Below are 23,782 nucleotides of genomic sequence, written 5' to 3'. Positions count from 1 at the left end.
GGCCTCCTGGGGCTTCACGCTCCGCGCGCGTCTCTTTGGGTTCTTCACGCTCCGCGCGTCTCTATGGGTCCTTCACGCTCCGCGTGCTTCTTGGATACGGAGCATGTTGCCCGCGGGGTCCCGGATCGCGAAGTCCCGCACCCCGTACGGCTGGTCGATCGGCTCCTGGACGATCTCGGCGTCGGTCGCCTGGATCCGGGCGAAGAGGCCGTCGAGATCCTTGGTGGCCAGCACCACGCCCGCGTAGGTGCCCTTGGCCATCATCTCGGCGATGGTACGGCGCTCGTCGTCGGTGACGCCCGGGTCGGCGGCCGGCGGCTCCAACACGAGGGACGTGTCGGGCTGGTCGGCGGGGCCGACGGTGATCCAGCGCATCCCGTCGTATCCGACGTCGCCTCGCACTTCGAAGCCGAGGACGTCGCGATAGAACGCCAGGGAAGCGTCCGGGTCCTCGTGCGGGAGGAAACTCGCGTGAATCGTGATGTCCATGGCGATCATGCTAGGAGCGGTTCAGCACCGTGGCTTCTCGAATCCTGATCGGTCTGGTCACCTGTTTCGCCACGCACGACGGCATCCCCGCGGTAGCGCTCGCCGCCCGCTGCCGGTAGGCGCTCGGCGGCATCCCGACAAGCTCGGTGAAGCGCGTGCTGAAGGTACCCAACGAGGAGCAGCCCACCGCGAAGCAGACCTCCGTGACGCTGAGGTCACCCCGCCGCAGCAGGGCCATGGCGCGCTCGATCCGCCGCGTCATCAGATAGCTGTACGGCGACTCCCCGTAGGCGAGGCGGAACTGACGGCTGAGATGCCCGGCCGACATGTTCACCCCCGGGCGAGCGCGGCGACGTCGAGCGGCTTCGCGTACTCCCGGTCCATGCGATCCCGGACACGCCGGAGCAACGCGAGGTCACGCAGTTGCTGCGCGGCGGCCGGCCTGCTGGTCACGTGGGCGATGTTGCCACGTTTGGCGGGCGCGCGCGGGCATCCCCCACCCGGACATCCACGCCACCAAGTCCGGCGGCATTCGCGGATGCGGCCTGACCTGCGAAAACCCGGTCTCGGTCCGATGTTTGCTCGACAAGCCTGATGCCTGATGAGATTCTCTTTCTATGCGGCCCCGGCACAGTACCGAGGCCGACGCCGTCAGGCAGATACCTCTGGGCCGGTAACCCGCAGGGTATGCCATTCACGCCTGCGCAGGGCCAAGCGGACCGCGTCGGGCGTTGTACCCCGTTTGCAGGAGGGTTCAGCATGGTGTATCCGTTCCTGGCGCACAGGAGCCCTAGCAAGAGCCGCATATTCGCCCTCGTCAGGGCCGACGAGGATCGCCTCGAAGCGGTGACGACTCTCGGGGCCGCAGATGTTGATGCCACCGACGGCCTCGTCTCGGCGCTCAACTCCTACCTTGCGGACCGCGACGAGGAAAGCCTGCGGGCCGTGGTCGATCGCCTGCCGGAGGCGGTGCGTATCGCCGTGCGGAACTTCTTGCGGGAGCGCTGCGCGTTCGAGTTGGGAGCCTTTACCGCCTACGGGCCGATCGACGACATCCGCCTCTGTTACTTCAGCCGGGCAGATGAGGAGTTCATCCGGTATCTGGAAAGCGCATACATGATCGGCCTCGGCATCCGAGTGACAAACGAACTCGGAAGCTCGGGCAATGTCGACTGGGAGGTCCAACTCCGATCCGAGGAAGTGTTTGTCCCAGCAAGCGCCGAGCCCAGAGCGTGGGCCTTGCCCCAGGCTCCCGTCCTACGTACCTGGACCAGCGCGGAGACGAGGCGTGACCCCGTGCTCAGCGCCGTTGCCGTAGCGCGAGGAGCGAGTGACGACGGGTACTGGGTACGCCTGCACACTATCGCCAAGGGCGACGGCGAGATCGAGATGGAGAGCAGCTCGACCTCGACGTTTGTCGTCGATGTCTTCGAGGCTCCCATCCCTGTTTCCGCACACGACGAATGAATCCGTGGGCTTCGGGCGCCGAAGTGTGACGACGCTCCACTTCGAGGCGCGTTCTGACCCTCGCAGCTTTGTCCATCGTGGACGCTGCCTAGCTTTCGGAGCGCTTTACACCGGTTCGACGCCGGTGATCCGTTTGAGGTTGAACCAGCGTTCGTCCTCGCGGAGCCGGCACCAGGCCAGCAGGGAGCCGCCGCTGAGTTCGATGTTGTCGATGGTGCGGCTGCTCGGATTGCCGTCCCGGTTGACATAGCTGATCGTCACCGGCTGCTGGTTGTCGATCGCGTGGGCGAGGATCCGTGCTTCGCTCGTGGTGAGATTCGTCGCGGAGAGGCGTATAGCGTGTAGCGGGTGCGTGAGCGGTATCAGCGTCTCGTCGGGAGCGGCAAGCAGCTTGCGGGCGACGTCGGCGGCGTCCGGTTGGGCCACCGTCTGACGCGGCTTGCCTTTGCGAGGCTTCGCCGGGCTCGTGGCGCGCGGCGGCCTGGCGGACGCACGGTGGTCGACCGCCCGTTCCAGGATCGGTGTACCGTCCTCGGCTTCGGCGACCGGCGCGTAACCGGCATTCCGGAGCGCGGCAAGCACATCCTCAAGAGGGACGGCGGCGGCGAGCACGGTCGGAGCGAGCTGGCGCAACCCCAGCGACCGCAGCCGACGGTCCGCCACGATCTCCTTCAGCAGGGCGAGGTCGTCGCTGCGCAGGCAGCAGGCCACCGTGGTGGCCCGCACAGCGCCGTGCCGCCGGGCGACATCGGCGACCAGATACCGCAACGGCTGCGGCAACTCACCGGCGGACACGCCGGCGAGCGCGTCAAGCAGAGCCTCGGCGGTATACCCGGCGTCGAAGGCCCGCCGCACGGAGGACGGGCCAAAACGCCAGGTGCGCGCGACCCCACGGGCTTCGGGTTCAGCTGCCAGGTCGAGCAGCGCACCCAGGCCAGCGTCCGGGCTGCCGCTGACCACTGCGGTGAGGTCGGCCTGCAACCGGACGCTGCGCTGGGTCGTGCCGACATCGCCGAGTACCCCGGTCAGGTCGTCAGCACCGCCCAGCAGAGCCAGGCCAGCCGTGGTGACGACGCCCGCGCCGGTCAAGCCGAGCAGGGCACCTTCCTCCCAGCAGGCGATCGCCCGTTCCACCGCGGTGGCGGGGTCACCGAAGGCGTAGGGCTGGCGCCAAATCGCCAGCTCCGCCAGAGCATATGGGTCGTCGATGGCAGTGGCCCGCACCTCGGACGCGGCGGCGATGACGGCAGTGCGCAGTGCGACGGCCCCGGGCTGAACCTCGTCAGGCGTGACCGCGCCGCCGGCGGCCAAGGGCGCGGACGGCAACCGCCACCACGCGGTCAACAGTGCGGACAGCTGACTCGCCGGCTCCTGTTTTCGCCATCCGTCGTAGTCGGCGGTTGGCGTGGCCTGTCCGTCCGCCAGCGACAGCAGCCCGGCGCGCGCCGCCACTGACACCGCCAGCCGCAGCTCCGGCTCGGTGCAGCCGACCGCTTTCGCCATCCGCTTCAGCTCGCGCAGGCCGACGCCACCGGAGCGGAGCGTCGGCACCGGCTTCTTGCCCGCCGCCTCCAGAAGATCGGCGACCAGCCGGACCATCGCCGCGCCAGCGGCCGCCGCCGCACTCGCCGACGCCGCCGGATCAGCAGCCGACCGACCGACAGCCGGCGGCACGGGATCGAACGGCGCGGTGTACTCCGAGCCACGCAGCGCCAAGGCGACCTCGGCCGGCACAACCAGCCCACCACCCGGCTCGAAGGAGCGCACCAGCAGGCCCCGCGCGATCGCCCACTGCTGAGGCCGTCGTGACCGGTCGCCGTAGTAGAACGGCTCCGGCTCCACCTCGCCACCAGCGGCAGCCTTCTCCAGCAGCTCGCGCGCATCGGCCGGAGCGCCAGCCACCACGGCACGCACGCGCTCCGGATCGCGCAGGCACGTCAGCACCAAGTCGAGCATCTCGGCCTTGCGCCCCGTCGGCTTGAGACCCAGATCCCGAGCCATCCTGCGAATGTATTCAGCATTCTGGTACGCGAAGCCCGCCGCGACAGGATCGCCCAACCCCAGCGGACGCGGCCAAACCGCGACGGCAGCGGGCACGAGCCGCGGCGCGGCGTCATCGAGCAGGAGCGCGTAGGACCGGAGCGTGTCCAGGGCCCGCGTCACGTCCGCCCGCACGCTGGCCGTCCCGGCGCCGAGGAGCCGGTCCAGAGCCGTGCGCTCCGCCCCGCCGCCGAGTGCTGCCAGGGCCTCGGCGACCTGCAACGTCGGACGGTCCAGCCGGCGCAACGCGGCTACGGTCGCCGCGGGCGTGGACAGTCGTTCGGCCAGTTCGCCCAGCGACTCCGGTGGCGGCACGGCCAACGCCTCCGGACGGCGCCGCAGCAGGTCAGCCAACCCGTCCTCGCCGAGGAGCCTCAACCAAGACGCGGTGACCACGTGACCTCCGTCCGTTCTGGCACGGATGGACCCTACCGCCCGGTTACGGCCGTGGTCGTTCCGCCGGTGCTCTGTGCCCCGTTCAGTCGACGCTCACCGCCCCCACCCTTCCTGACCCCGTTGCACGCGGGTGTGACCGCGCCGACGGGGCGGTACTGGGACGTACTCGAGGAGTCGTTCGGCTGCCTTCGCTTCCCGTAGACGGCCCGCCGCCCGACACAGCTCGGCGAAATTCTCAGCGAACGCCGACAGGTGATAGACCAGTTCCACAGCGGCCCCCGCGTTAGCCCTGAGCATCTAAGTCGGTAGATCCTAGTGATCGTTGATCGGGCTGTTGAGCTGCTGAAACGGTGGAGCGGGCGACGGGAATCGAACCCGCACCGTCAGTTTGGAAGACTGAAGCTCTGCCATTGAGCTACGCCCGCGTGCGCCCCGGACCTGCCGGGGTGCGCCACCAGACTACTGGGTCGAGGCCGCCGGGTGCGCGCGGCATACGGTCCGTCGGCGTGGGGCGTTGCGCCAAACGTTAAGGGGACCGCATAGACTTCGGGGCGCACGGGGTGTGGCGCAGCTTGGTAGCGCACTCGCTTTGGGAGCGAGGGGCCGTGGGTTCAAATCCCGCCACCCCGACTTGAAACAGGCTCTGACCTGCGCAAACGCGGATCAGGGGCACCCCTCGCGGTCCGCCGGCGCTAGGGTTTAGCGCCATGCTGCATGAGTTGAACGTGCCCGGCGTTCCCTTCCCTTTCGCGCCGTCCGAGGGAGGGTCATGGCAGGTCGACGAACAGGCCGGCTCGGTGACCGTGACGGCAGCCCCGCACAGCGACATCTTCGTCGACCCCGGTGGCGACGGCACGCTCAACGCGGAGTCGATGCTGAACGCGGCGACCCTGCTCGGCGTGCCGCCCGAGGGCGACTTCCAGCTCAGCGCGCGGGTCACTGTGGACTTCGCGGCGACGTACGACGCGGGGGTCCTGCTGCTCTGGGCCGACGAGCGGCACTGGGGCAAGCTCTGCTTCGAGTACTCGCCGGCCGGTGAGCCGATGATCGTGTCGGTGGTCTGCCGGGGCGTGGCCGACGACGCCAACGCGTTCGTGGTGTCGGGGCGCACGGTGTGGCTCCGGGTCTCACGGATCGACCGGGCCTACGCCTACCACGCCTCGCTCGACGACAAGACGTGGCAGATGATCCGCTTCTTCGTCCTCGGAGACGTCCGCAGCGACGTCATCGGTGACGGGACCACGGGCGACCGGATCGGCTTCGAGGCGCAGTCGCCGACGGGCGAGGGTTGCCGGGTGACGTTCGACGAGATCCAGTTTGCATCGGCGCGCCTGGCCGACCTCCGCGACGGTTCCTGAGGGGTTCCGGGGAAGGCGCCGGCGCGGCTCTTCAGCCGCGCCGGACGATCCTGCCCCACTCCGAACCGTTTCCGAACCGCCGCATCATGGCTGCCACCTCATCCATCCGGCCGGCGCACCCGGGTGGTGCGCCGGAGTTGCGTCGTGAGCCCCGGTGTCGATCCGGGCACACCGTCCTTATGAGGGACGGCCGGGCAGCCAACGCCCGCGCTCACGGCAGTCCACAGTGGATGGCATCTGAGGTATCCGGCCGCGCGCCCCCGGCTGGATTCGAACCAGCGGCCTCGGCCTTCGGAGGGCCGCGCGCTTCCGCTGCGCTACGAGGGCAGGTGACGTGGGCCCGTGACGGGCCGCGTGCCCCGGGGAGGACTCGAACCTCCGACATCCGCCTTGTCGAGACGGCGCTCTCCCGCTGAGCTACTGGGACGGGAGCGAGGGCCGGATTCGAACCGGCGATCTCGGGCTTATGAGACCCGCGGGAACGGCCGAGCTTCCCCACCTCGCAGTGCGCCGCGAAGGGACCGAACCCCACACGGCCTTGTCGAACAGGTGGCGCTGTCCCGCCGGGTGGAGTCGAACCACCTGCCTTCGCCTTATCAGAGCGACGCCCTTACCACGCGGGCCACGACGGGTTGGAGCAGCGAGACGTGGCGGAGGGGCCACGCGCGTACCCGGAACAGGAGTCGAACCTGCAACACACCGGTTCTGAGCCGGCGGCCTCTGCCATTTGGGCTACCCGGGCAGGGCCCGTCACGGACGGACCCGATGGTCCATGAGTGGAGTGACGCGGAGTCGAACCGCGCTCGCGGAGCTTGCAAGGCAACGCTGTGCACCAGCACCCACCCCATCGGCTGACGTGAACGTGCCCTCGGCGCGAGTCGAACGCGCACGTGACCGCCATCTCGGGACGGCGCCTCTGCCAGTTGGGCTACGAGGGCGAGGCGGCCGGCGCCCCGTGTGCGCCGGCCGCGTCATCAGCGCGCGAGCGACGCCCACGACGGGGTCGCCGGCTCGAAGCTCGACCGCATGCCCGCTTCGGCGGGGGTGCGGTCGCCCTTGCGCTGGTTGCAGCCATCACAGGCCGCTACGGTGTTGAGCCAGGTGTTCCGGCCGCCGCGGGAGCGGGGCAGGACGTGGTCGACGGTGGTGGCGTGCCCACCGCAATAGGCGCAGCGGCGGCCGTCGCGGGCGAGGACGCCCGCACGGGACCAGGCCGGGCCCGCCGTGTACCGCCACCTCGTCACCACGTACCGGACGAGGCGGACGACTGTGGGCACCGGGTAGATGCCGATCAGGCGGTCGGGGTGTGCCTCGTGTACCTCGGCGACGCGCCTTACGAGCATGCGTACGGCATGGCGCAGACTGACCCGGTGGAGCGGGCCGAGGTCGGCGTTGACAACCAGGACGTCCACCGGGAGTCCTCCTTTCTGCATAGGAATGAAAACTGCCCAGCCGTCACCGAAGAAACAGCGCGGCCGGGCGCCTTTCCGTCATGCCATCCACTGTGGAGTTCTCAATATTCGACGCCGATACGCGAAATGCGCATGGCAAAGCAGGGGCAGCAGGATTCGAACCCGCGACCTACGGTTTTGGAGACCGCCGCTCTGGCCGGACTGAGCTACACCCCTATGGGCTCTAGCTGCACGTGTACCGAAAGAAATGCGTTGGTGGACAACGAAAAAGCCGCCCGGCCCCTGGAAGGGTGGGCGGCTGAGCGCGCTATGTCCGCGCTACCGTCGCCGCCTGCCTTTCAGGGCCGACTCTTGGTTTGCAATGACATCTGTGGGCCAACCGAATGACGGCATGCCCACGAGACCGCATAGCGGAAGCCGCTGCGGTGCGTAGTCGGCGCGCCGAAACATCTCGGTGACTCCTCTGGTCGTGTCGAACGTTGCAGTAATAAAGGTAAGCGGCAATCTCCACTCACGCAACAGTCTTTTGGACAGGGATGTTCAAGGACACAAAACTGTGATGTGGCAGGCTGAGGGACGTGGATCCCAACGGCGGCGACCCGAAGGCCCTGCGGCGCGGCGACTTCCCCGTGCTGCGCGAGCTTCCGACCCGATGGTCGGACGACGACGTCTACGGCCATGTCAACAACGTGGTGCACTACGCGATGTTCGACTCCGCGGTCAACGGTTGGCTCATGGAGGCGACCGGCACGGACATCCGGCGGCTGCCGGCGATCGGTCTGGTGGTGGAGACGCAGTGCCGGTACTTCGCGGAGCTCCGCTTCCCCGACGTGGTGACCGCCGGGCTCGGCCTGGAGCGGGTGGGCACGTCCAGCGTCGTCTACCGCCTGGCGCTCTTCGGCCCGGGCGGTGAGGCACCGGCCGCGGTCGGGCGCTTCGTGCACGTGTACGTCGACCGGGAGTCCCGCCGGCCGGTGCCGGTGCCCGACCGGATCCGTGCCGCGCTGCGGCTGCTGGAGTCCACTGTGGAGGAAGTATGAGCCGGGAGACCATCTTCACCTACGCGGCGCCGCAGCTGAAGTTCGGCGCGGGTGCGGCCGACGAGATCGGGTACGACCTCGGCCAGCTCGGTGCGCGGCGGGTGCTCGTCATCACCGATCCCGGCGTCGCGGCGGTCGGCGCGCCGCAGCGGGTGGCCGACGCGATGCGGCGGTACGGGGTGGTGGCGGAGGTCTTCGCGGACGTGCACGTGGAGCCGACCGACACCTCGATGCGCCACGCCGTGGAGGTGGCGCGGGCGGGTGGGCCGTGGGACGCGTTCGTGGCCGTGGGTGGCGGCTCCTGCATCGACACGGCGAAGGCGGTCAACCTGTTGACCACCAACCCCGGTGACCTGATGGAGTACCTCAACCCACCGGTCGGTGGCGGGCGCGCTCCTGAGCAGCCACTCAAGCCGCTCGTGGCGGTGCCGACCACGACCGGCACCGGGGCGGAGAGCACGACGGTCTGCGTGCTCGACGTGCTGGAGCTGAAGCTCAAGACCGGAATCAGCCACGCACGCCTGCGCCCCACGCTGGCCGTCGTCGACCCGCTCCTGACCGTGACGCAGCCACCGGAGGTGACCGCCGCGAGCGGCATGGACATCCTCTGCCACGCGCTGGAGAGCTACACGGCCAAGCCCTACACCGAGTTCGACGCCAAGGAGCCGGGGCAGCGCGTGCCGTACTGCGGCGCCAACCCGGTCGCTGACATGTGGGCGGAGAGGTCGATGGCGCTTCTCGCCCGCTCGCTGCGTACCGCCGTCGCGCACGGCGACGACCTGGTGGCGCGGACGGACATGGCGCTGGCCGCCACGTTCGCCGGGATGGGTTTCGGAAACGCGGGGGTGCACATCCCGCACGCCAACGCGTACCCGATCGCGGGTGGCGTGCGAGGCTTCCACCCGGCGGGTTACCCGGAGGGCGAGCCGCTCGTGCCGCACGGCATGGCGGTGGCGCTGACCGCGCGGGAGGCGTTGCGGTTCACGCACGAGTCGAGCCCGCAGCGGCACCGCCGCGCGGCCGAGCTGCTCGGCGGCGACGACCTGCCGACCGTCCTCACCGCCCTGATGCGCGACATCGGCATCCCCAACGGCATCGCCGCTGTCGGCTACGACGAGGGCGACATCGACACGCTCGTCGGCGGGGCGATGAAGCAGCAGCGCCTGCTCGCCATCTCTCCCCTGCCGGTACGGGAAGAGGACCTCGCCGGCATCTTCGACCGCTCGCTCAGCCTCTGGTAGCGGCCGCGGCGGTGTGCCCGAGCAGGGCCGGCACAACGAGGTCCCATGTGGACGGTGGTGGCGCCTGGTGCCCCACGCCGTCGAGCATCAGCAGCTGGGCGCGCTTGATCTCGCGGGCGAGCATGACCGCGTGACCCGGCGGAAAGAACGGGTCGGCGGTGCCGTGGATGACTAGGGTCGGCGCGGTGATTTCGCCGAGCCGGTGGCGGGTGCCGTCGCTCCCCTTGAGCAGCGCGTGGTTCTTCGTGCTCGACTCGATGTCGATCGTGCGGGCCACGACGCGGCGGGCGATCTGCCGCGTGTACCCCTCGTCGAAGGTGTCCGGCCCGGCGAAGGGGCGCCAGTCCTCGACGAGGTAGTCGACCACGGCCTCCGGGTCGCTCCAGTCGGGCTCGGGTGCCGGGTTGGCGAACGCGGCGACCAGTCGCTCGTCCATCGGCGGCAGGTCGTCGTCCGGGCCGGTGCTTGTCGAGACGAGGGTGAGCGTGGCGACCCGCTGCGGGTGGTCTACCGCCAGGTGCTGGGCGATGGCGCCGCCCATCGAGATGCCGACGACGTGCGCGCGACCGCCGGCGAGCAGGTCGATCAGGCCGGCCGCGTCGGCGATCAGGTCGTCGCCGGTGTACTCCGGAGCGCCGGGCGGGTAGGTGACCGAGCGGCCGGTGTCACGGAAGTCGTACCGGATGACATGCCGCCCGCCGAGCGCCAGCCGCCGGCAGAAGTCGGCGTCCCACCAGTCCATGCTCGAGGACATGCCGCTCAGTAACAGGATCGGCGGCGCATCCGCGTCGCCGAACGTCTCGGCGCAGAGATCCACCCCGTTGACGTGCACCATCGCCTCGCCCATGGTCACCAACGTACCCGCGCGGGCGATATTGACGCCCGCAACTTCATGCCCTCACTATTAGGACCGCTCGCCCGGCACTCCCACCGGCCTGAGCGTGACCGGGCGGACCACCCGTACCGTCTCGCTCTCCTGGACCGCCGCGGCCGCGACCGACTTCCCGATCGCCGGCTACGACGTGCTCTCCGGGTCTTCCGTCGCCGCCAGCGGCACCGGCACGAGCGCGGTGGTCACGGGGCTCACGCCGAACACCACCTACACGTTCGCGGTCCGGGCCAAGGACACCCGGGGCAACCTCTCGGCGGCCAGCGCCACGGTCAGCGCGACCACGCTCAACCCGGCCAACGACACCACGCCGCCGTCCGCGCCCACCGGCCTGCGCTCGACGGCGAAAACCGCCACGACGGTCACCCTCGCCTGGAACGCGGCGAGCGATGCCAGCGGCATCGCCGGATACGACATCTACACCGGGACCACGCTGCGGGCCAGCGTCACCGGCCTGACCGCGGTGGTCGGTGGGCTTTCTCCCATAACGGGGTACACGTTTACGGTGCGGGCGCGGGACACGTACGACAATGCCTCGGCGGCCAGCAACGCGGTCTCGGTCACCACGGACGACGTGGTGGGCGCGGGGCGGTACGCGAAGGTCGGCTATTTCGTGCAGTGGGGCATCTACGGCCGGCAGTACTTCGTGCGCAACCTGGACACCAGCGGCGCCGCCGCGCGCCTGACCCACATCAACTACGCGTTCGCCAACGTCGACCCGGTCAACCTGACCTGCCTGCAGGGCGTCACCCGCGGTACGACCACCAACCCGCAGGATCCTGACCAGGGCACCGGGGCCGGCGACGCGGACGCCGACTACGGCCGCCCGTTCGCCGCGTCACAGTCGGTCGACGGGGTGGGTGACACCGGGTGGGAGCCGCTGCGCGGCAACTTCAACCAGCTCAAGAAGCTCAAGGCCAAGCACCCGCACCTCAAGGTGCTGATCTCGATCGGCGGCTGGACGTACTCCAAGTTCTTCTCGGACGCGGCGGCCACCCCGGCGTCCCGGGAGAAGTTCGTGCGGTCCTGCATCGACATCTACATCAAGGGCAACCTGCCCGCCTACAACGGTGCTGGCGGGCCGGGCAGCGCCGCGGGCATCTTCGACGGCATCGACATGGACTGGGAGTGGCCCGGCTCGGAAGGGCACCCGGGCAACCACGTCAGCCCGGCCGACAAGGCCAACAACACGGCGCTGATGGCCGAGTTCCGCCGCCAGCTCGACGCGCTGAGCACCACCACCGGCAAGCGGTACCTGCTGACCGCGTTCACCCCGGCGGACCCGGCGAAGATCGCGGCGGGCTGGGACATCGGGCCCGGCGGCGTCTTCGAGTCGATGGACTTCGCCAACGTGCAGGGATACGACTTCCACGGCGCCGGCTCGGACAACTCGTGGGAGCCGGGCCGCGCCGGCCACCAGGCCAACCTCTACCGGGACGCGCAGGACCCGTACCCGTTCGAGTTCAGCGTCGACCGGGCGGTGCAGACCTATCTGGACGCCGGCGTCAACCCGCGCAAGCTCACGGTCGGCCTGGCCTTCTACGGGCGCGGGTGGCAGGGCGTGGCGGCCGGCGGCGCCGGGGTGAACGGGGAGTGGCAGACCGCGAACGGGGCGGCGCCCGGCCAGTTCGCCGAGGAGGCGGGCACGCGCGGGTACGCCAACCTGCTCTCCGGCGTGCCCGGCTGCACCGTCCACCACGACACCCAGTCGGTCTCCAGCTACTGCTACACCGGACCGGGCGGGCAGTGGTGGAGCTTCGACGACGCCTGGTCGATCGGGCAGAAGACCGCCTGGCTGAAACAAAAAGGCCTGCTCGGCGGCATGATCTGGGAGATGTCCGGTGACACCGCGAGCGGCACGTTGATGAGCGCGCTGCACAGCGGGCTCTGAGCCGGAAGGGGGCGTCCCGGACGTTTCGGGACGCCCCCTTGACTGGCCGCGCGGCATCGATCACGCTCTCCGTGTTGGTGAGAGCGCTCTCTCACCGCCCCGGTTTCGGCGTCCGGGCCCCCGAACCCCCGCACGGGAGCTGCCATGGCCACGAGAGTCAGATCCAGATCCAGACGCACCTACTCCCTCATCGCCGCCGTCGTCCTCCTCCTCGCCGGCTACGCCGCCGTCACCATGGGCACGGCCAACGCGGCGGGACCGCTGCTGTCCCAGGGGCGGCCGGCCACCGCCTCGTCGGTCGAAAACGCCACGATGGCCGCGGCCAACGCCGTCGACGGCAACACCGGCACCCGCTGGTCGAGCGCGTTCAGCGTTCCACAGTGGATCCAGGTGGACCTCGGGGCGACGGCGGCCGTCGACCAGGTGGTCCTCAACTGGGAGGCGGCCTACGCCTCGGCCTTCCAGATCCAGGTCTCCACGAACGGCACCACGTGGACGAACATCTACAGCACCACGTCCGGCACCGGCGGCGTGCAGACCCTGGCGGTCACCGGCACCGGCCGCTACGTGCGGGTCAACGCCACCGCCCGCGCCACCGCGTACGGCATCTCGCTGTGGGAGTTTCAGGTCTTCGGAAACGGGGCGACGGGCGCCTGCGGCACCGCGAACGCCGCACAGGGTCGGCCGGCCACCGCCTCGTCCGCCGAAAACGCCACGATGGCCGCCTCCGCAGCTTTCGACGGAAACGGCGCCACCCGCTGGTCCAGCGCGTTCAGCGATCCACAGTGGATTCAGGTGGACCTCGGCTCCTCGTTCACCGTCTGCCAGGTGGTGCTGACGTGGGAGGCCGCGTACGCCTCGGCCTTCCAGATCCAGGTCTCGGCGAACGGCAGCACGTGGACGAACATCTACAGCACCACCACCGGCACCGGCGGCACGCAGACGCTGACCGTCAACGGCACCGGGCGGTACGTGCGGATGAACGGCACCGCGCGCGCGACGCCGTACGGGTACTCGCTGTGGGAGTTCGCGGTGCGCACCACCGGGTCGGGCCCGACCACGCCGCCACCCACGACGCCCCCGCCCACCACGCCGCCGCCGGGCGGGTTCTGGGGTGACACGGCGAGCATCCCCCCGGCGCAGAACGTCGTGATGCTGAAGATCCTCAACCGCACCAACGGCCGGTACCCGGACAGCCAGGTGTTCTGGAGCTACAACGGCCAGGTCCGCTCCATCGCCGAACAGCCGTACTTCGACATGCCGGTCAACACCGCCGGCCGGATGTACTTCTACCTCGGCTCACCCAACTCGCAGTACTGGGACTTCATCGAGTTCACCGTCGGGCCGTCGGTCTTCAACGGCAACACCACGCGGGTCGACGCGTTCGGGCTCAAGCTCGCGATGCGGCTGCGGGCGCACGACGGATACGACGTGGCGGTCGGTGAGGACCAGGCCACGTTCGCCGAGGACCGGGCCGCGACGTTCCAGCGGTTCATCAACGAGATGCCGGCGGAGTTTGACCACCTGGCGCAGATCCAGGCGCCGTACCGCATCCCGTCGCCGGGCCACTCACCGCAGTTCCAGGCCGGCGGCCCGTACCAGAACTACCTGTCCAGCTACGCCTCGTCGGTCGGCTTCTCGGCGTCGACGACGGACATCTTCGGGTGCGCCGGTCCGCTGGCCAACAACCCGAGCATGTGCGCCGCGCTGAACCGGCACGTCACGCACCTGCCGGCGTCCCAGCAGTCGAACCCGAGCCTCTTCTACCAGACGGCACCGGCCAACTACTACTCGCGCTTCTGGCACGACCACGCCATCGACAAGCTGTCGTACGGCTTCCCGTACGACGACTACGCCGACCAGTCCTCGTTCGTCTCGCACGGCAACCCGCAGTGGTTGCTGATCGCGGTCGGCTGGTGAACGACGCGGCCGGGGCCGTCCGTGGGACGGCCCCGGCCCTTCCCCGTCCTCAGGGCAGCATCGCCGGGTCAGCGGCCAGCTCGGCCACCTGCCGGGCGGTCAACAGCGGCTCCGCCAGCGGCGTGAGGGCCACGTCTCGGCCCGAGGGCCTGGTGTTGACGGCGTCGGGTGGAAGATCACCTTCCGGCTCGTAGCTGGCCACACCTTGCGCCGACGAGACCATGAGCTCACCGCCGTCGAGGTGCCGCACCGCCACGATGACCTCGCCCCGCTCGGCGTCGTGCTCGCGGGTCACCTTGATCAGCACACCGTTCACCGTGATCACCTCGCACGGCAGGGCGGCGTCCACCTTGCTGGGCGCGAGCTCCCGTGCGCAGAGGTCGGCCCTGGTCGGAGCCGGCTTCCCGTCGTAAAGGATCACCGCCATCAGCTCGCCGGCACGGCCATCCGCGGTGACCCTGATCTGGCTGACCGCGGAGAGCATCTGCCGGCCCGGCTCCATCCGGAGCTTGCGCGAGTACACCGTCTTGTCGCCGCTGCCCCGGAAGGAGTCGATCTTCCACGGCCCGGACGGCACCGCGGCCCGCAGGATCTTCTCCATCTGCCGGCCGTGCACGGGCGCCGCGTGAGCACTCGGCGGCGCGGTCGTGGTGGTCGCGGCGGGCGCGAGCCCGGCCGCCGTCGTCTCGGTCCGCGGTGCGGGATCCGCGGACGGTGCCGCCCGCATTCCGGCGAACGCCGGTGTGAGCAGCACGCCCGCCACGGCCGCGGCCGCGACACCGGAGCCGGCCACGCGCAGGCGATTGCGCCGCGCGGTGCTCCGCCTGGCCATGGCCAGCGCGGCGGCGCCGTCCCGCAGCGGGGGCGCGGGATCCTCCAGCGCCAGCTCGCAGATCGTCTTCACCTCGTTCACAGCCGCCCTCCTCCAAGCGGTCGCTTCAAATCGTCGAGTGCTCCGCCGAGCACCTGCCGCAGGTCGGCGAGGCCGTCCGCGGTCTGGCTCTTCACGGTGCCGGTGGAACAGCCGAGGATGTCGGCCACCTGCTCGACGGAGAGGTCGGCCCAGAACCGGAGCACGAGCACCGCGCGCCGCCGCTTCGGCAGCCGGGTGAGCGCGGTGCGCAGAACGACCCGCTCGTCGGGCCGCCCCTGCTCGGGCGCGACCGCGTCCAGGTCCGCGCTGCCGGGCACCGTGGCGCGCTCGCGCCGCCACGGCCGCCGCCGCTCGTCCAGAAACGCGCGCACCAGAACCCGCCGGGTGTACTGGTCGAGCACGTCGTGCCGCTCGATCCGGTGCCACGCCTGGTAGAGCTTGGTGAACGCGGTCTGGGTCAGGTCCTCCGCGAGGTGCCAGTCGCCACAGAGCAGGTACGCGGTGTTGCGCAGCTGGTTGGCGTGCGCCGCGTAGTAGGCGACGAACTCGCTCTCGTGATCGCCACGTCCCATGTCACCCGCGCCCTCCCGTCTTCCTCGGTCGGGATAGACACGTAGCGAACCACCGAGCCGGTTGGTTTGACGAGTCCGGTCACGCGGACTGGCGGATCACCAGGGACGGCGTGAAGATCACTGACCTGGGGGTACGGCGCGGGTCCCGGAGGCGGGCGAGCAGTAGCTGGGCCATCTCGCCGGCCATCTCCTCCACCGGCTGGTGGATGGTCGTCAGCGGCGGGCGGGCGTCGAGGGCGGCGCTGCTGTCGTCGAAGCCGACCACCGCCACGTCCTGCGGCACCCGCCGGCCGAGCTCCTGAAGCGTGCGCACCGCGCCCTCCGCCATCAGGTCGTTGGCGACGAAGAGGCCGTCGATGTCGGGATGCTGCTCGATAAGCCGCCGGGTGGCCACTTCGCCGCTGGCCCGGGTGAAGTCGCCCCGCACGGCGGGCACCGTGCCACCGACCGCCGCGCGGAAGCCGACAAGGCGCTCGTGCCCGGGCGGGATGTCCTGCGGGCCGCAGATCGTGGCCAGCCGCTGTCGGCCGAGGGCGAGCAGGTGCTCGGCGGCCATCCGGGCGCCGGCCTGCTGGTCGACGTCGACATAGCTGTGCGGCACCGGCCGGGCCGGTCGCGCCGAGAGCACCGCCGGCACGTGCAGGTCGTGCAGCTGGCCGGGCAGCGGGTCGGCGCTGTGGTTGGAGATCAGCAGCACGCCGTCGACGTGCCCCTGCCGCAGGTACCGCAGCACGAGGTGGTGGCTCGGCGGATCGGCGGGGATGATCACCAGGTGGATGCCCTCGGGGCGGAGCACCTCCTGCGCGCCGGCGGTGACCCGGCCGATGTACGGGTCGGTGAAGAGCCGGTTGAGGAACGGCGTCTCGTACGAGCCGTGGCCGGGCGGCTCGGAGATGACCAGGGCCACGGAGTCGGTGCGGCGGGTCACGAGCGAGCGGGCGGCGAGGTTCGGCACGTACCCGATCTCCGCTATCGCCCGCTCGACGGCCGCCCGTATGGCGGGGTCCACAGTGGGCACCGCGTTGATGACCCGGGAGACGGTCGCCCGCGAGACACCCGCGACAACGGCGACCTCTTCGAGAGTCGGGCTCCGCCAACCGCGCTCGCTCCCCGCCCCCGAAGGCCGGCGCGCTCCGGCCTCGTCGCTTCGCTCCTCGGACCGGAGCTTGCCGGCCGCGGGGCGGCCCGCCGGCCCGTTTCCGGGCCGGCGGGTCTGTTCGTCGGTCACGGCGTCCCGTTGACGCCGCACTTGATGATCGGCCGGATGCAGTCGCGCACCCGCCGCTCCAGCTCGGCCACCGGCCAGGCGTTGAAGAAGTCACCGTGCATGGTGAATCCTCGGCCCGACGAGAGGCGGAAGCGGGACGGGTCGCCGTTGGCCGGGTAGCGGAGCACCTGGCGGAGCTTCGGCACCGGCACCGGGTGGGTGGAGGGGCAGTTGCCGGCCACCGGGTACGCCATGTGGCTCTTGTGGTCGGCGGAGTCGAGGTCGCGGCCGTTCCAGCACTGCGGGAAGTCCAGGTAGGACTCGATCATGCTGCCCGCCGGGCAGGTGAGGAAGTCCTTGGACGCGCCGGCCTCGTTGTGGTGCAAGCAGGACCACCGGGAGATGGTGGTCGCGTCGGGCGCCGTCGCCTTGGCGTTGCCGGCGACGATCCGCAGGCCCAGCGGGAAGGGCTGGATGCGCGCGGTGACGTCGGGGTTCACGCCCTCGCCCAGGTAGTAGAAGATGCCGGTGACGGGCTCGACCGGCTGGTCGTTGACGTAGAACGTCGGCACCCAGTACGACGAGGTGTCGACGGCCGGGCTGCAGTTGCTGGCACCGTTCAGCAGGTCGTTGACGTTCGTGTACGCGTTGGTGACCCGGCTGCCGAAGAAGCTGTGCATGTGCGAGGCGCCCGGCAGGTTCGGGAACACGATCGGGTCGTCCGGCAGCCGGTGGCTGTACGGGCAGTCAGCGAGGAACTCGGAGACCCGCACGATCGGGCCGCTCGGCGGGGGTGGCGGTGCCGAGCCACCCGCGCCATAGACCTGGAACTCCCAGAGCGAGACGCCCCACGCGGTGGCGCGGGCCGTCGAGTGGAGCCGCACGTACCGCCCCGAACCGGAGACGGTCAGGTCCTGCACACCACCGGTGCCGTTGGTGGTCGTGTGGATGGTGGACCAGCCGCCGCTGCCGGTCGCCGAGGTCTGGATGGTGAAGGCGCGGGAGTACGCGCCCTCCCACCTCAGCACGACGCGGCTGATCGTGGCGGTGGCGCCCAGGTCGATCTGGATCCACTGTGGATCCGAGAACGCACTGGACCAGCGGGTGCCGGTGTTGCCGTCGACCGCGGCGGAGGCGGGGCTGCCCGCGTTCTCCGTCGAGGAGGCCGTCGCCGTGCGGCCCTGCGAGATCAGGGGGTCGGCGGCCTGAGCGGTGGCGGCGTTGACGGCGAGATAGCCGGTGAGGAGGGCGAACAGCCCGACGGCGACCGACGCCGTCCGGAGTCGTCTTTGCATGTGGCTTCCTTCGGATCGTGGGGGCCGATGGGCTACTGGTAGACGCGGACGTAGTCCACGTACATGCGGGAGGGGAACGGTGTGGTGCCGTCCACCGGGCCGGGGAAGTCTCCGCCGACAGCGAGGTTGAGGATGATGTAGAACGGGTGGTCGAAGACCCACGGGCCGCGTGTCGTCTCGACGGTGGCCTTGCTGGCCACGAAGACCGTGTTCCCGTCGAGCTTGAACGTCATGCCCCGGCTGTCCCACTCGACCGACCACACGTGGTAGGCCGCCGAGAGGTCCGCGCCGCCCGGCGCCGTGTACTTGAGGCCGTAGCCGGCCCCGCCGTTGTAAGCCGGCGCGTGCAGCGTGGAGTAGCCCTCAAGGGTGTTGCGACCGAGGACCTCCATGATGTCGATCTCGCCGTTGTACGGCCATGGGCGGCCGGTGAGGAAGTCGGCGCCCATCATCCAGAACGCCGGCCACAGGCCGTTGCCCTTCGGCACGCGTACCCGGGCCTCGATCCGTCCATACTGGACGTGGAACTTGTTGCCAGTGTTCATCCGGTGCGACGTGTACTCCCGGCCGCCGGCGGCCTCGCGGCGCGCCTCGATGACCAGCGAGCCGGTGCCGTCCATCTGCACGTTGTTGTTGTTCGTGTAGTACTGGACCTCGTTGTTCTGCCCGGTGCCGGGGTCGATCGTCCACTTCGCTGGCTCGGGCTTGCTGCCGGCCGCACCGTTGAACTCGTCGCTCCACACCAGACGGTTGGCGGGGAACGTCGGGTCGGCCGGCTGCGCCGGCGGCGGGGTGGGGTTGCCCCCGCTGCCGTACACCTGGAACTCCCACAGCGAGTACCCGTACGGCGTGGCGCGCGCGGTGCCGTACATCCGCACGTAGCGGCCGGTGCCGTTGACGGTGAGCGTCTCCTTGAAACCGCGCCCGGTCGTCGTGGAGTAGATGCTCGTCCAGGTGCTCGCGTTCGACGAGACCTGAATCTGGTACGCGGACGCGTACGCCGGGTCCCACTGCAGCACGACCTGGCGGATCGTGGCCGTGGCACCGAGGTCCACGTAGATCCAGCCGGGGTCGACCCAACCGGCCGGGTTGGCGGTCGCCCACCGGCTAGCCGGATCCATGTCGAACGCCCGCGCCGGCACGCACTCCCAGCAGGTGCCGTCGTTCTGGTTGGACGAGGCGACGGCCGGCTTGTTGTACGACAGCAGCACCGAGTCACCCGGAGGTGGCGTGGTCGGCGGCGGCGTGCTTGGTGGCGGCGTGCTCGGCGGCGGGCTCGTGGTCGGCGGCGGGCTGCTCGGCGTCCCGCCGACGTGTACCTCGAGCTCCCACAGCGAGACCCCGTACGGCGTGGCGCGCGCGGTGGTGTAGACCCGCACGTACCGGCCGGTGCCGGAGATGGGAATGGTCTGCACGCCACCGGTGCCGGTGGTCGTCGAGTAGACCGTGGTCCAGGTGCTCGCGTTGGTCGAGAGCTGGATCTGGAACGCGGTCGCGTACGCCGCCTCCCAGCGGAGCGTGACACCGCAGATCGGCTGGACGCTGCCCAGGTCGACCTGGAGCCACTGCGGGTCGGAGGCCGCGCTCGACCACCGCGTTCCGGCGTTGCCGTCGACGGCACTGGAGGCGGGGAAGCCCGCGCTCTGCGTCGAGGAGGCGGTGGCCGGACGGGTCAGCGCGGCGTTGGCCGTGCCGCAGGCGGAGGTGCCCGTGTCGCCGTAGACCTGGAACTCCCACAGCGAGACGCCCCACGCGGTGGCCCGCGCGGTGGAGTTGAGCCGCACGTACCGGCCGGTGCCGGTGACGGCGACGGTCTGCACGCCGCCGGTGCCGGCGGTCGTCGTGTGAACGGTGGTCCAGGTGGTCGCGTTTGTCGAGATCTGGATGGTGAACGCGCGGGAGTACGCGCCCTCCCAGTTGAGCACGACGCGCGTGAGCGGCGCGGCGGTGCCGAGGTCGACCTGGATCCACTGCGGGTCGCTGAACGCGCTGGACCAGCGGGTGCCCGTGTTGCCGTCGACGGCCGCCGACGCGGGGTAGGCGGCGGACTCGGAGGAGGACGCCGTGGCGGGACGTCCTTGCGACAGCAGCGTCTCGGCAGCGGCGGCCGAGGTCGCGGTCACCACGACGTAGCCGCCCAGCAGTGCGGCAAGTGCGATGACGAGGGTGGCGAGGCCGCGGCGAGGCACGCCGCGAGGAGATGCGCCGGGCGGTGGGGTGGCCCGATCCATCGGAACTCCTTCGGGTGGTTTGAGGCTGTGAAGTTGTTACGAACATGTGCCACGCCGATAAGAGAGCGCTCTCCTGGCGCTACTGTGACCCCTGTATGGCCAAGTGTCAATGCCTCGATGTGTTTCCGCAGGTAGCGGGCGATATCGATCTCTTGGTGGAGTTGGCCTGGGGAAACGCTTCCGCGCCTTACAGAAATGTGGGAGCGCATCCAGCGCCGGCTGAGGAGAGCGCTCCCCGAGGCGGTGATGTAAAACGAACTCGTGCGCGCGACTCATCGGACCGCCCCGTTCGCCATGGCGCTCGCGGTCCTGCTCGGCTGCGGCGACTCGCGCGAGCCGGCGCCGCCCGCCACGCAGCCGCCCACGCTTCCCGCCACCACGGCGCCGGCCGGCGGCTTCAGCGTGACCGACACCGCCTGGCTCCAGCTGACCATCGCGATGGACGAGCGGGTGCTCAGGCTCCTCGACCTGATGCCGGCGCGCACGGCGGACCCCACGCTCAAAGACCTGTCCCGCCGGCTGGCGACGGAGCACCGCGAGCAGCTCGCGCGGCTGCGGGCGCTGCACACCCGTTCCGGCGGCCCGACGACAAACCCGCACGAGGGCCACGACATGCCGGGCATGGCGACGGCCGCGACGCTGACCGCGCTGGAGAAGGCGAGCGGCACGGGCGCCGCCTACATTTTCACGACCGCGGTGCGCGCACACCTCGACCAGTCGATCCGGCTGGCACAGTCGGAGCAGAAGTCCGGCACCGAGCCCGAGGCACGGGCGCTCGCCGCGGACATCGAGGCCGCCCGCACCGACCAACGTGGACGGTTGGACGCGCTTTAGCCGGAGTTCATCGCGTCCAGCGCGCTCTGCTGGCGGGCCGCGTCGGTGGTGTCGAGCGGGCCGGCCCAGCGCAGGCCGTACTGGTCGAGGGCGTTGCGGTCGCGCGCGTACGCGGTGTCGGCCTGGCGGGTCAGGTAGCCGCTGTACGGGCGATCGGCGAGGGCGGCGTTGAGTGCGCGCAGGCCGCGCACGTAGATGCCCTTGAACGACGGGCCGTCCGCACCGCAGTTGCCGCTCTCGCACGGGTCGGCGAGGACCCCGCCCGGGTTGAGCGCGGCGTTGCGGGTCGACGCGTCGGCCATCCGCCGCGCGGCCGCGAGAAGTGCGGCGTCGCCCGTGGCGCGGTGGAGCTCGACAAGGCCGGCGAGCGGGACGCCCTGGTTGTACGACCACACGGGCTGGCCGTTGTTGCGGCAGGTGGACAGGCTGATGCCGTCGTTAACCAGGCCCGCGGAATTGAGCATGCCGGTGCCCTGGAACCACTGCCATTGCGCGCGAGCCCGCTGCAGGTACACCGTGTCGCCGGCGATCCGGTTGTGCAGCGCGGCGTTGAGCTGGAGGTAGAGGCTGTTGGTGATGGCGTTCTTGTAGGAGCGCGCGGTGCTCCACCACACCCCGCCGCCGCAGGTGCCGTCCCAGTAGCGGTGCATGTAGTCGGCGTCCGCGCGCGCGGTGTTGAGGTAGCGGCTCTCGCCGGTCAGGTCGTACGCGGCGACCCAGGCCAGGCCCCACCAGCCCGTGTCGTCGATGTAGTCGTTCGTGAAGTTGCCGAAGTGCGTGCCGAGGTTGCGGTCGTACGTGTTGGCGATCGCGTACCGGTAGCTGCCCATCCCGGTGATCCGGCTGTTGTCGATGAGGGCGGTGAGCGCGTTGGCCGAGTTCCACCAGCCGGTCGTGGCGAAGAGGCCGGTGCCGTTGTTGTAGAAGGACATCAGCGCGGTGGCGGCGGCGGTGCGGCGGTTGCCCGCGTTCCAGGTCGTGCGGGCCCACTGGGTGCACGCGATCTCCGGGCGGTCGCCCGCCTTGCCGCAGGCGCGCAGCGCGCCGACGCCACGGCTGGCCCAGTCGTCCACATTGAACATCGCGGTGCGCCATCCGCGCTGGCCGGCGGGGATGCTGGTCACGCCGAGCCGGCTGCCGGACGCCCAGGTGCGGCCGCCGTCGAAGGAGCGGTCCAGCCACACCTCGTCGCCCGGGTTGCCGGTCTCGATCGACCCCCAGCCCATCGCGTCGGTGTCGTTGAAGTGCAGCACGATGCGGCGGCCGTGCACGGTGGCGCTGACCGGCTGGCGGTCGGCGGGCGAAAGCGCGGCGTCGCGGCCGTCGCAGTAGCGGTTGCAGATGGTGGCCGCCGCGGCGGCGCCCGCGAAGGTCACTTGAGCCGCGAGCACCAGCACGCCGACGGCGGCAATCCTGAGAGCGCTCTCCACCATGTGAGAACGATAACTATGAATAAAGTTAACTGTCAACGTTGTCAGGCGGCGCGGAGAGCAGCCGCCGCACCCATTCGCCGTCCTCGCCGAGGCGGGGCGGGGCGAGCCGGTACTCGGGCGGCGTCGCGCTCAGCCCGATCGGGTTGGCGACCTGGCGGACCGGGTGCTCCCGGCGCTGGTCGGACACCTCCACCACCGGGGCCAGGCCGAGGCCGGACGCCAGGTCGAACGCGGCGGCCAGGTCGTTGATCGGCCCGCACGGGACCCCGGCGGCGGTCAGGGCGGCAAACCAGCCGTCGGCGGTACCGGATGAAAATGTCGCGGAGAGTGCCTCGGCCAGCGGCGCCCGCGCCGCGACCCGGCCGGCGTTTGTCTTGAAGCGGGGATCCTCGGCCAGGTCGGCGCGGTCGAGCACGGCGCACAGCGCGGCGAACTGGCGGTCGTTGCCCACAGCGACCACCAGCGGCCGGTCGGCCGCCGCGAAGACCTCGTAGGGCGCGATGCTGGGGTGCTGGTTGCCCATCGCGGCCGGCACCACGCCGGCGGCGACGTACCCCGACGAGTGGTTGGTCAGGGCGGAAAGCAACGACGACAGCAGCGACACCTCGACCCGCTGCCCCTCGCCGGTGCGGTCGCGGTGGCGCAGCGCGGCGAGCACACCCAGAGCGGCGTGCAGGCCCGTGATCACGTCGACCAGCGCCACACCGGTCTTGGTGCCCGAGCCGCCCGGCTCGCCGGTGACGCTCATCAGGCCGCCGACGGCCTGGGCGAGCAGGTCGTAGCCGGGCAGCGCGGCGCCCTCCCCCGCGCCGAAGCCGGTCACCGAGCAGTAGACGAGGCCGGGGTGGTGGGGGCGCAGCTGCTCGTACCCGAGGCCGAAGCGGGCCATCGTGCCCGGCCGCAGGTTTTCCACAAGCACGTCGGCGCGCAGCGCCAGCTCCCGCGCCGCCTCCGCGTCCCGCGCATCGGCGAGGTCGAGCGCGACGGAGCGCTTGTTGCGGTTGACGCCGAGGAAGTAGGTGGCCTCGCCGTCCGCGTACGGCGGGCCCCACGCGCGCGTGTCGTCGCCGGTGCCGGGCCGCTCCACCTTGACCACCTCCGCGCCGAGGTCGGCGAGGAGCATCGTCGCGTACGGGCCGGCGAGCACGCGGCTGAAGTCGGCCACCAGCAGGCCGGACAGGGATCCCACGCCC

Annotated in this window: 18 protein-coding genes, 10 tRNA genes and 1 pseudogene; 8 read left to right on the top strand and 21 right to left on the bottom strand. The window is 70.6% G+C overall.

Annotation, left to right across the window (positions count from 1 at the left end; all coding sequences use genetic code 11):
- Window positions 1-72 precede the first annotated feature (72 nt).
- Window positions 73-489 carry a VOC family protein gene (locus Phou_RS45185; RefSeq protein WP_173070163.1) on the bottom strand — a complete coding sequence of 139 codons (417 nt, stop codon included), beginning with the start codon at window positions 487-489 and terminating at the stop codon, window positions 73-75.
- Between the two features lie 10 nt (window positions 490-499).
- A pseudogene (locus Phou_RS45180) lies at window positions 500-873 on the bottom strand (helix-turn-helix transcriptional regulator).
- A gap of 375 nt (window positions 874-1,248) precedes the next feature.
- Here Phou_RS45180 and Phou_RS45175 point away from each other — a divergent pair.
- Window positions 1,249-1,956 carry a hypothetical protein gene (locus tag Phou_RS45175; RefSeq protein ID WP_173070161.1) on the top strand — a complete coding sequence of 236 codons (708 nt, stop codon included), beginning with the start codon at window positions 1,249-1,251 and terminating at the stop codon, window positions 1,954-1,956.
- A gap of 105 nt (window positions 1,957-2,061) precedes the next feature.
- Here Phou_RS45175 and Phou_RS45170 read toward each other — a convergent pair whose 3' ends face one another.
- Complete coding sequence (locus Phou_RS45170; RefSeq protein WP_173070159.1) at window positions 2,062-4,392, bottom strand: helicase-associated domain-containing protein; 2,331 nt, start codon at window positions 4,390-4,392, stop codon at window positions 2,062-2,064.
- 351 nt (window positions 4,393-4,743) lie between these two features.
- Window positions 4,744-4,817, bottom strand: a tRNA-Gly gene (locus Phou_RS45165).
- A gap of 131 nt (window positions 4,818-4,948) precedes the next feature.
- Here Phou_RS45165 and Phou_RS45160 point away from each other — a divergent pair.
- Both Phou_RS45160 and Phou_RS45155 read left to right on the top strand, forming a co-directional pair.
- A tRNA-Pro gene (locus Phou_RS45160) sits at window positions 4,949-5,022 on the top strand.
- 77 nt (window positions 5,023-5,099) lie between these two features.
- Window positions 5,100-5,750: a DUF1349 domain-containing protein gene (locus tag Phou_RS45155; RefSeq protein WP_173070157.1), complete on the top strand. Its 651-nt coding sequence runs from the start codon at window positions 5,100-5,102 to the stop codon at window positions 5,748-5,750.
- Window positions 5,751-6,005: 255 nt separating this feature from the next.
- Here Phou_RS45155 and Phou_RS45150 read toward each other — a convergent pair.
- The 9 genes from Phou_RS45150 to Phou_RS45110 form a co-directional block, all read right to left on the bottom strand.
- Window positions 6,006-6,077: transfer RNA gene (locus tag Phou_RS45150), tRNA-Arg, on the bottom strand.
- 28 nt (window positions 6,078-6,105) lie between these two features.
- Window positions 6,106-6,177 (bottom strand) — tRNA-Val (locus tag Phou_RS45145).
- A 2-nt stretch (window positions 6,178-6,179) separates the two neighbouring features.
- Window positions 6,180-6,255, bottom strand: a tRNA-Met gene (locus tag Phou_RS45140).
- Window positions 6,256-6,308: 53 nt separating this feature from the next.
- A tRNA-Ile gene (locus Phou_RS45135) sits at window positions 6,309-6,382 on the bottom strand.
- Window positions 6,383-6,418: 36 nt separating this feature from the next.
- A tRNA-Leu gene (locus Phou_RS45130) sits at window positions 6,419-6,492 on the bottom strand.
- Between the two features lie 35 nt (window positions 6,493-6,527).
- Window positions 6,528-6,596: transfer RNA gene (locus Phou_RS45125), tRNA-OTHER, on the bottom strand.
- Window positions 6,597-6,613: 17 nt separating this feature from the next.
- Window positions 6,614-6,688: transfer RNA gene (locus tag Phou_RS45120), tRNA-Leu, on the bottom strand.
- A 36-nt stretch (window positions 6,689-6,724) separates the two neighbouring features.
- On the bottom strand, window positions 6,725-7,183 hold the full coding sequence (locus tag Phou_RS45115) for an HNH endonuclease (protein WP_173070155.1): 459 nt from the start codon (window positions 7,181-7,183) through the stop codon (window positions 6,725-6,727).
- Window positions 7,184-7,303: 120 nt separating this feature from the next.
- Window positions 7,304-7,378 (bottom strand) — tRNA-Trp (locus Phou_RS45110).
- A 362-nt stretch (window positions 7,379-7,740) separates the two neighbouring features.
- Between Phou_RS45110 and Phou_RS45105 the strand changes: the two genes are divergently transcribed.
- Entirely contained in the window at window positions 7,741-8,202 is a 462-nt protein-coding gene (locus Phou_RS45105) for an acyl-CoA thioesterase (protein WP_246274638.1), read from the top strand.
- Window positions 8,199-9,443, top strand: a complete 1,245-nt coding sequence (locus Phou_RS45100; RefSeq protein WP_173070154.1) for a hydroxyacid-oxoacid transhydrogenase — start codon at window positions 8,199-8,201, stop codon at window positions 9,441-9,443. The genes Phou_RS45105 and Phou_RS45100 overlap by 4 nt, the downstream gene beginning before the upstream one ends.
- Here the strand turns inward: Phou_RS45100 and Phou_RS45095 are convergent.
- Complete coding sequence (locus Phou_RS45095; RefSeq protein WP_173070152.1) at window positions 9,430-10,290, bottom strand: alpha/beta fold hydrolase; 861 nt, start codon at window positions 10,288-10,290, stop codon at window positions 9,430-9,432. The genes Phou_RS45100 and Phou_RS45095 overlap by 14 nt on opposite strands.
- A gap of 88 nt (window positions 10,291-10,378) precedes the next feature.
- Here Phou_RS45095 and Phou_RS45090 point away from each other — a divergent pair, with 88 nt between their 5' ends.
- Both Phou_RS45090 and Phou_RS45085 read left to right on the top strand, forming a co-directional pair.
- Complete coding sequence (locus tag Phou_RS45090; RefSeq protein WP_281365206.1) at window positions 10,379-12,223, top strand: glycosyl hydrolase family 18 protein; 1,845 nt, start codon at window positions 10,379-10,381, stop codon at window positions 12,221-12,223.
- Window positions 12,224-12,367: 144 nt separating this feature from the next.
- Window positions 12,368-14,143, top strand: a complete 1,776-nt coding sequence (locus Phou_RS45085) for a galactose-binding domain-containing protein (protein ID WP_173070150.1) — start codon at window positions 12,368-12,370, stop codon at window positions 14,141-14,143.
- A gap of 49 nt (window positions 14,144-14,192) precedes the next feature.
- Here Phou_RS45085 and Phou_RS45080 read toward each other — a convergent pair whose 3' ends face one another.
- From Phou_RS45080 to Phou_RS45060, 5 genes are all read right to left on the bottom strand, one after another.
- Window positions 14,193-15,056, bottom strand: coding sequence for a hypothetical protein (locus Phou_RS45080; protein ID WP_173070148.1), 864 nt, complete (start codon window positions 15,054-15,056; stop codon window positions 14,193-14,195).
- The gene (locus Phou_RS45075) at window positions 15,053-15,589 is read right to left on the bottom strand and encodes a SigE family RNA polymerase sigma factor (protein WP_173070146.1); all 537 of its coding nucleotides are present in this window, start codon (window positions 15,587-15,589) and stop codon (window positions 15,053-15,055) included. The genes Phou_RS45080 and Phou_RS45075 overlap by 4 nt, the downstream gene beginning before the upstream one ends.
- A 79-nt stretch (window positions 15,590-15,668) precedes the next feature.
- Window positions 15,669-16,817 carry a LacI family DNA-binding transcriptional regulator gene (locus Phou_RS45070; RefSeq protein WP_173070144.1) on the bottom strand — a complete coding sequence of 383 codons (1,149 nt, stop codon included), beginning with the start codon at window positions 16,815-16,817 and terminating at the stop codon, window positions 15,669-15,671.
- Window positions 16,814-18,091: a DUF1996 domain-containing protein gene (locus Phou_RS45065; RefSeq protein ID WP_173070142.1), complete on the bottom strand. Its 1,278-nt coding sequence runs from the start codon at window positions 18,089-18,091 to the stop codon at window positions 16,814-16,816. The genes Phou_RS45070 and Phou_RS45065 overlap by 4 nt, the downstream gene beginning before the upstream one ends.
- A 32-nt stretch (window positions 18,092-18,123) precedes the next feature.
- A complete protein-coding gene (locus Phou_RS45060; protein WP_173070140.1) occupies window positions 18,124-20,322 on the bottom strand; it encodes a discoidin domain-containing protein in 2,199 nt (732 codons plus the stop codon).
- 261 nt (window positions 20,323-20,583) lie between these two features.
- On the opposite strand from Phou_RS45060, the gene Phou_RS45055 reads away from it, so the two are divergent.
- The gene (locus Phou_RS45055) at window positions 20,584-21,156 is read left to right on the top strand and encodes a DUF305 domain-containing protein (RefSeq protein ID WP_173070138.1); all 573 of its coding nucleotides are present in this window, start codon (window positions 20,584-20,586) and stop codon (window positions 21,154-21,156) included.
- Here the strand turns inward: Phou_RS45055 and Phou_RS45050 are convergent.
- Window positions 21,153-22,589 (bottom strand): glycoside hydrolase family 76 protein, encoded by a 1,437-nt coding sequence (locus Phou_RS45050; RefSeq protein ID WP_173070136.1) that lies wholly within the window; start codon window positions 22,587-22,589, stop codon window positions 21,153-21,155. The two genes, Phou_RS45055 and Phou_RS45050, sit on opposite strands and share 4 nt — an antisense overlap.
- 25 nt (window positions 22,590-22,614) lie before the next feature.
- On the bottom strand, window positions 22,615-23,778 hold the full coding sequence (locus tag Phou_RS45045) for a CaiB/BaiF CoA transferase family protein (protein ID WP_173070135.1): 1,164 nt from the start codon (window positions 23,776-23,778) through the stop codon (window positions 22,615-22,617).
- Window positions 23,779-23,782 lie beyond the last annotated feature (4 nt).

It is taken from the genome of Phytohabitans houttuyneae, from assembly GCF_011764425.1.
Taxonomy (GTDB): Bacteria; Actinomycetota; Actinomycetes; order Mycobacteriales; family Micromonosporaceae; genus Phytohabitans; species Phytohabitans houttuyneae.
This window is presented reverse-complemented; position numbering and strand designations above follow the sequence as displayed.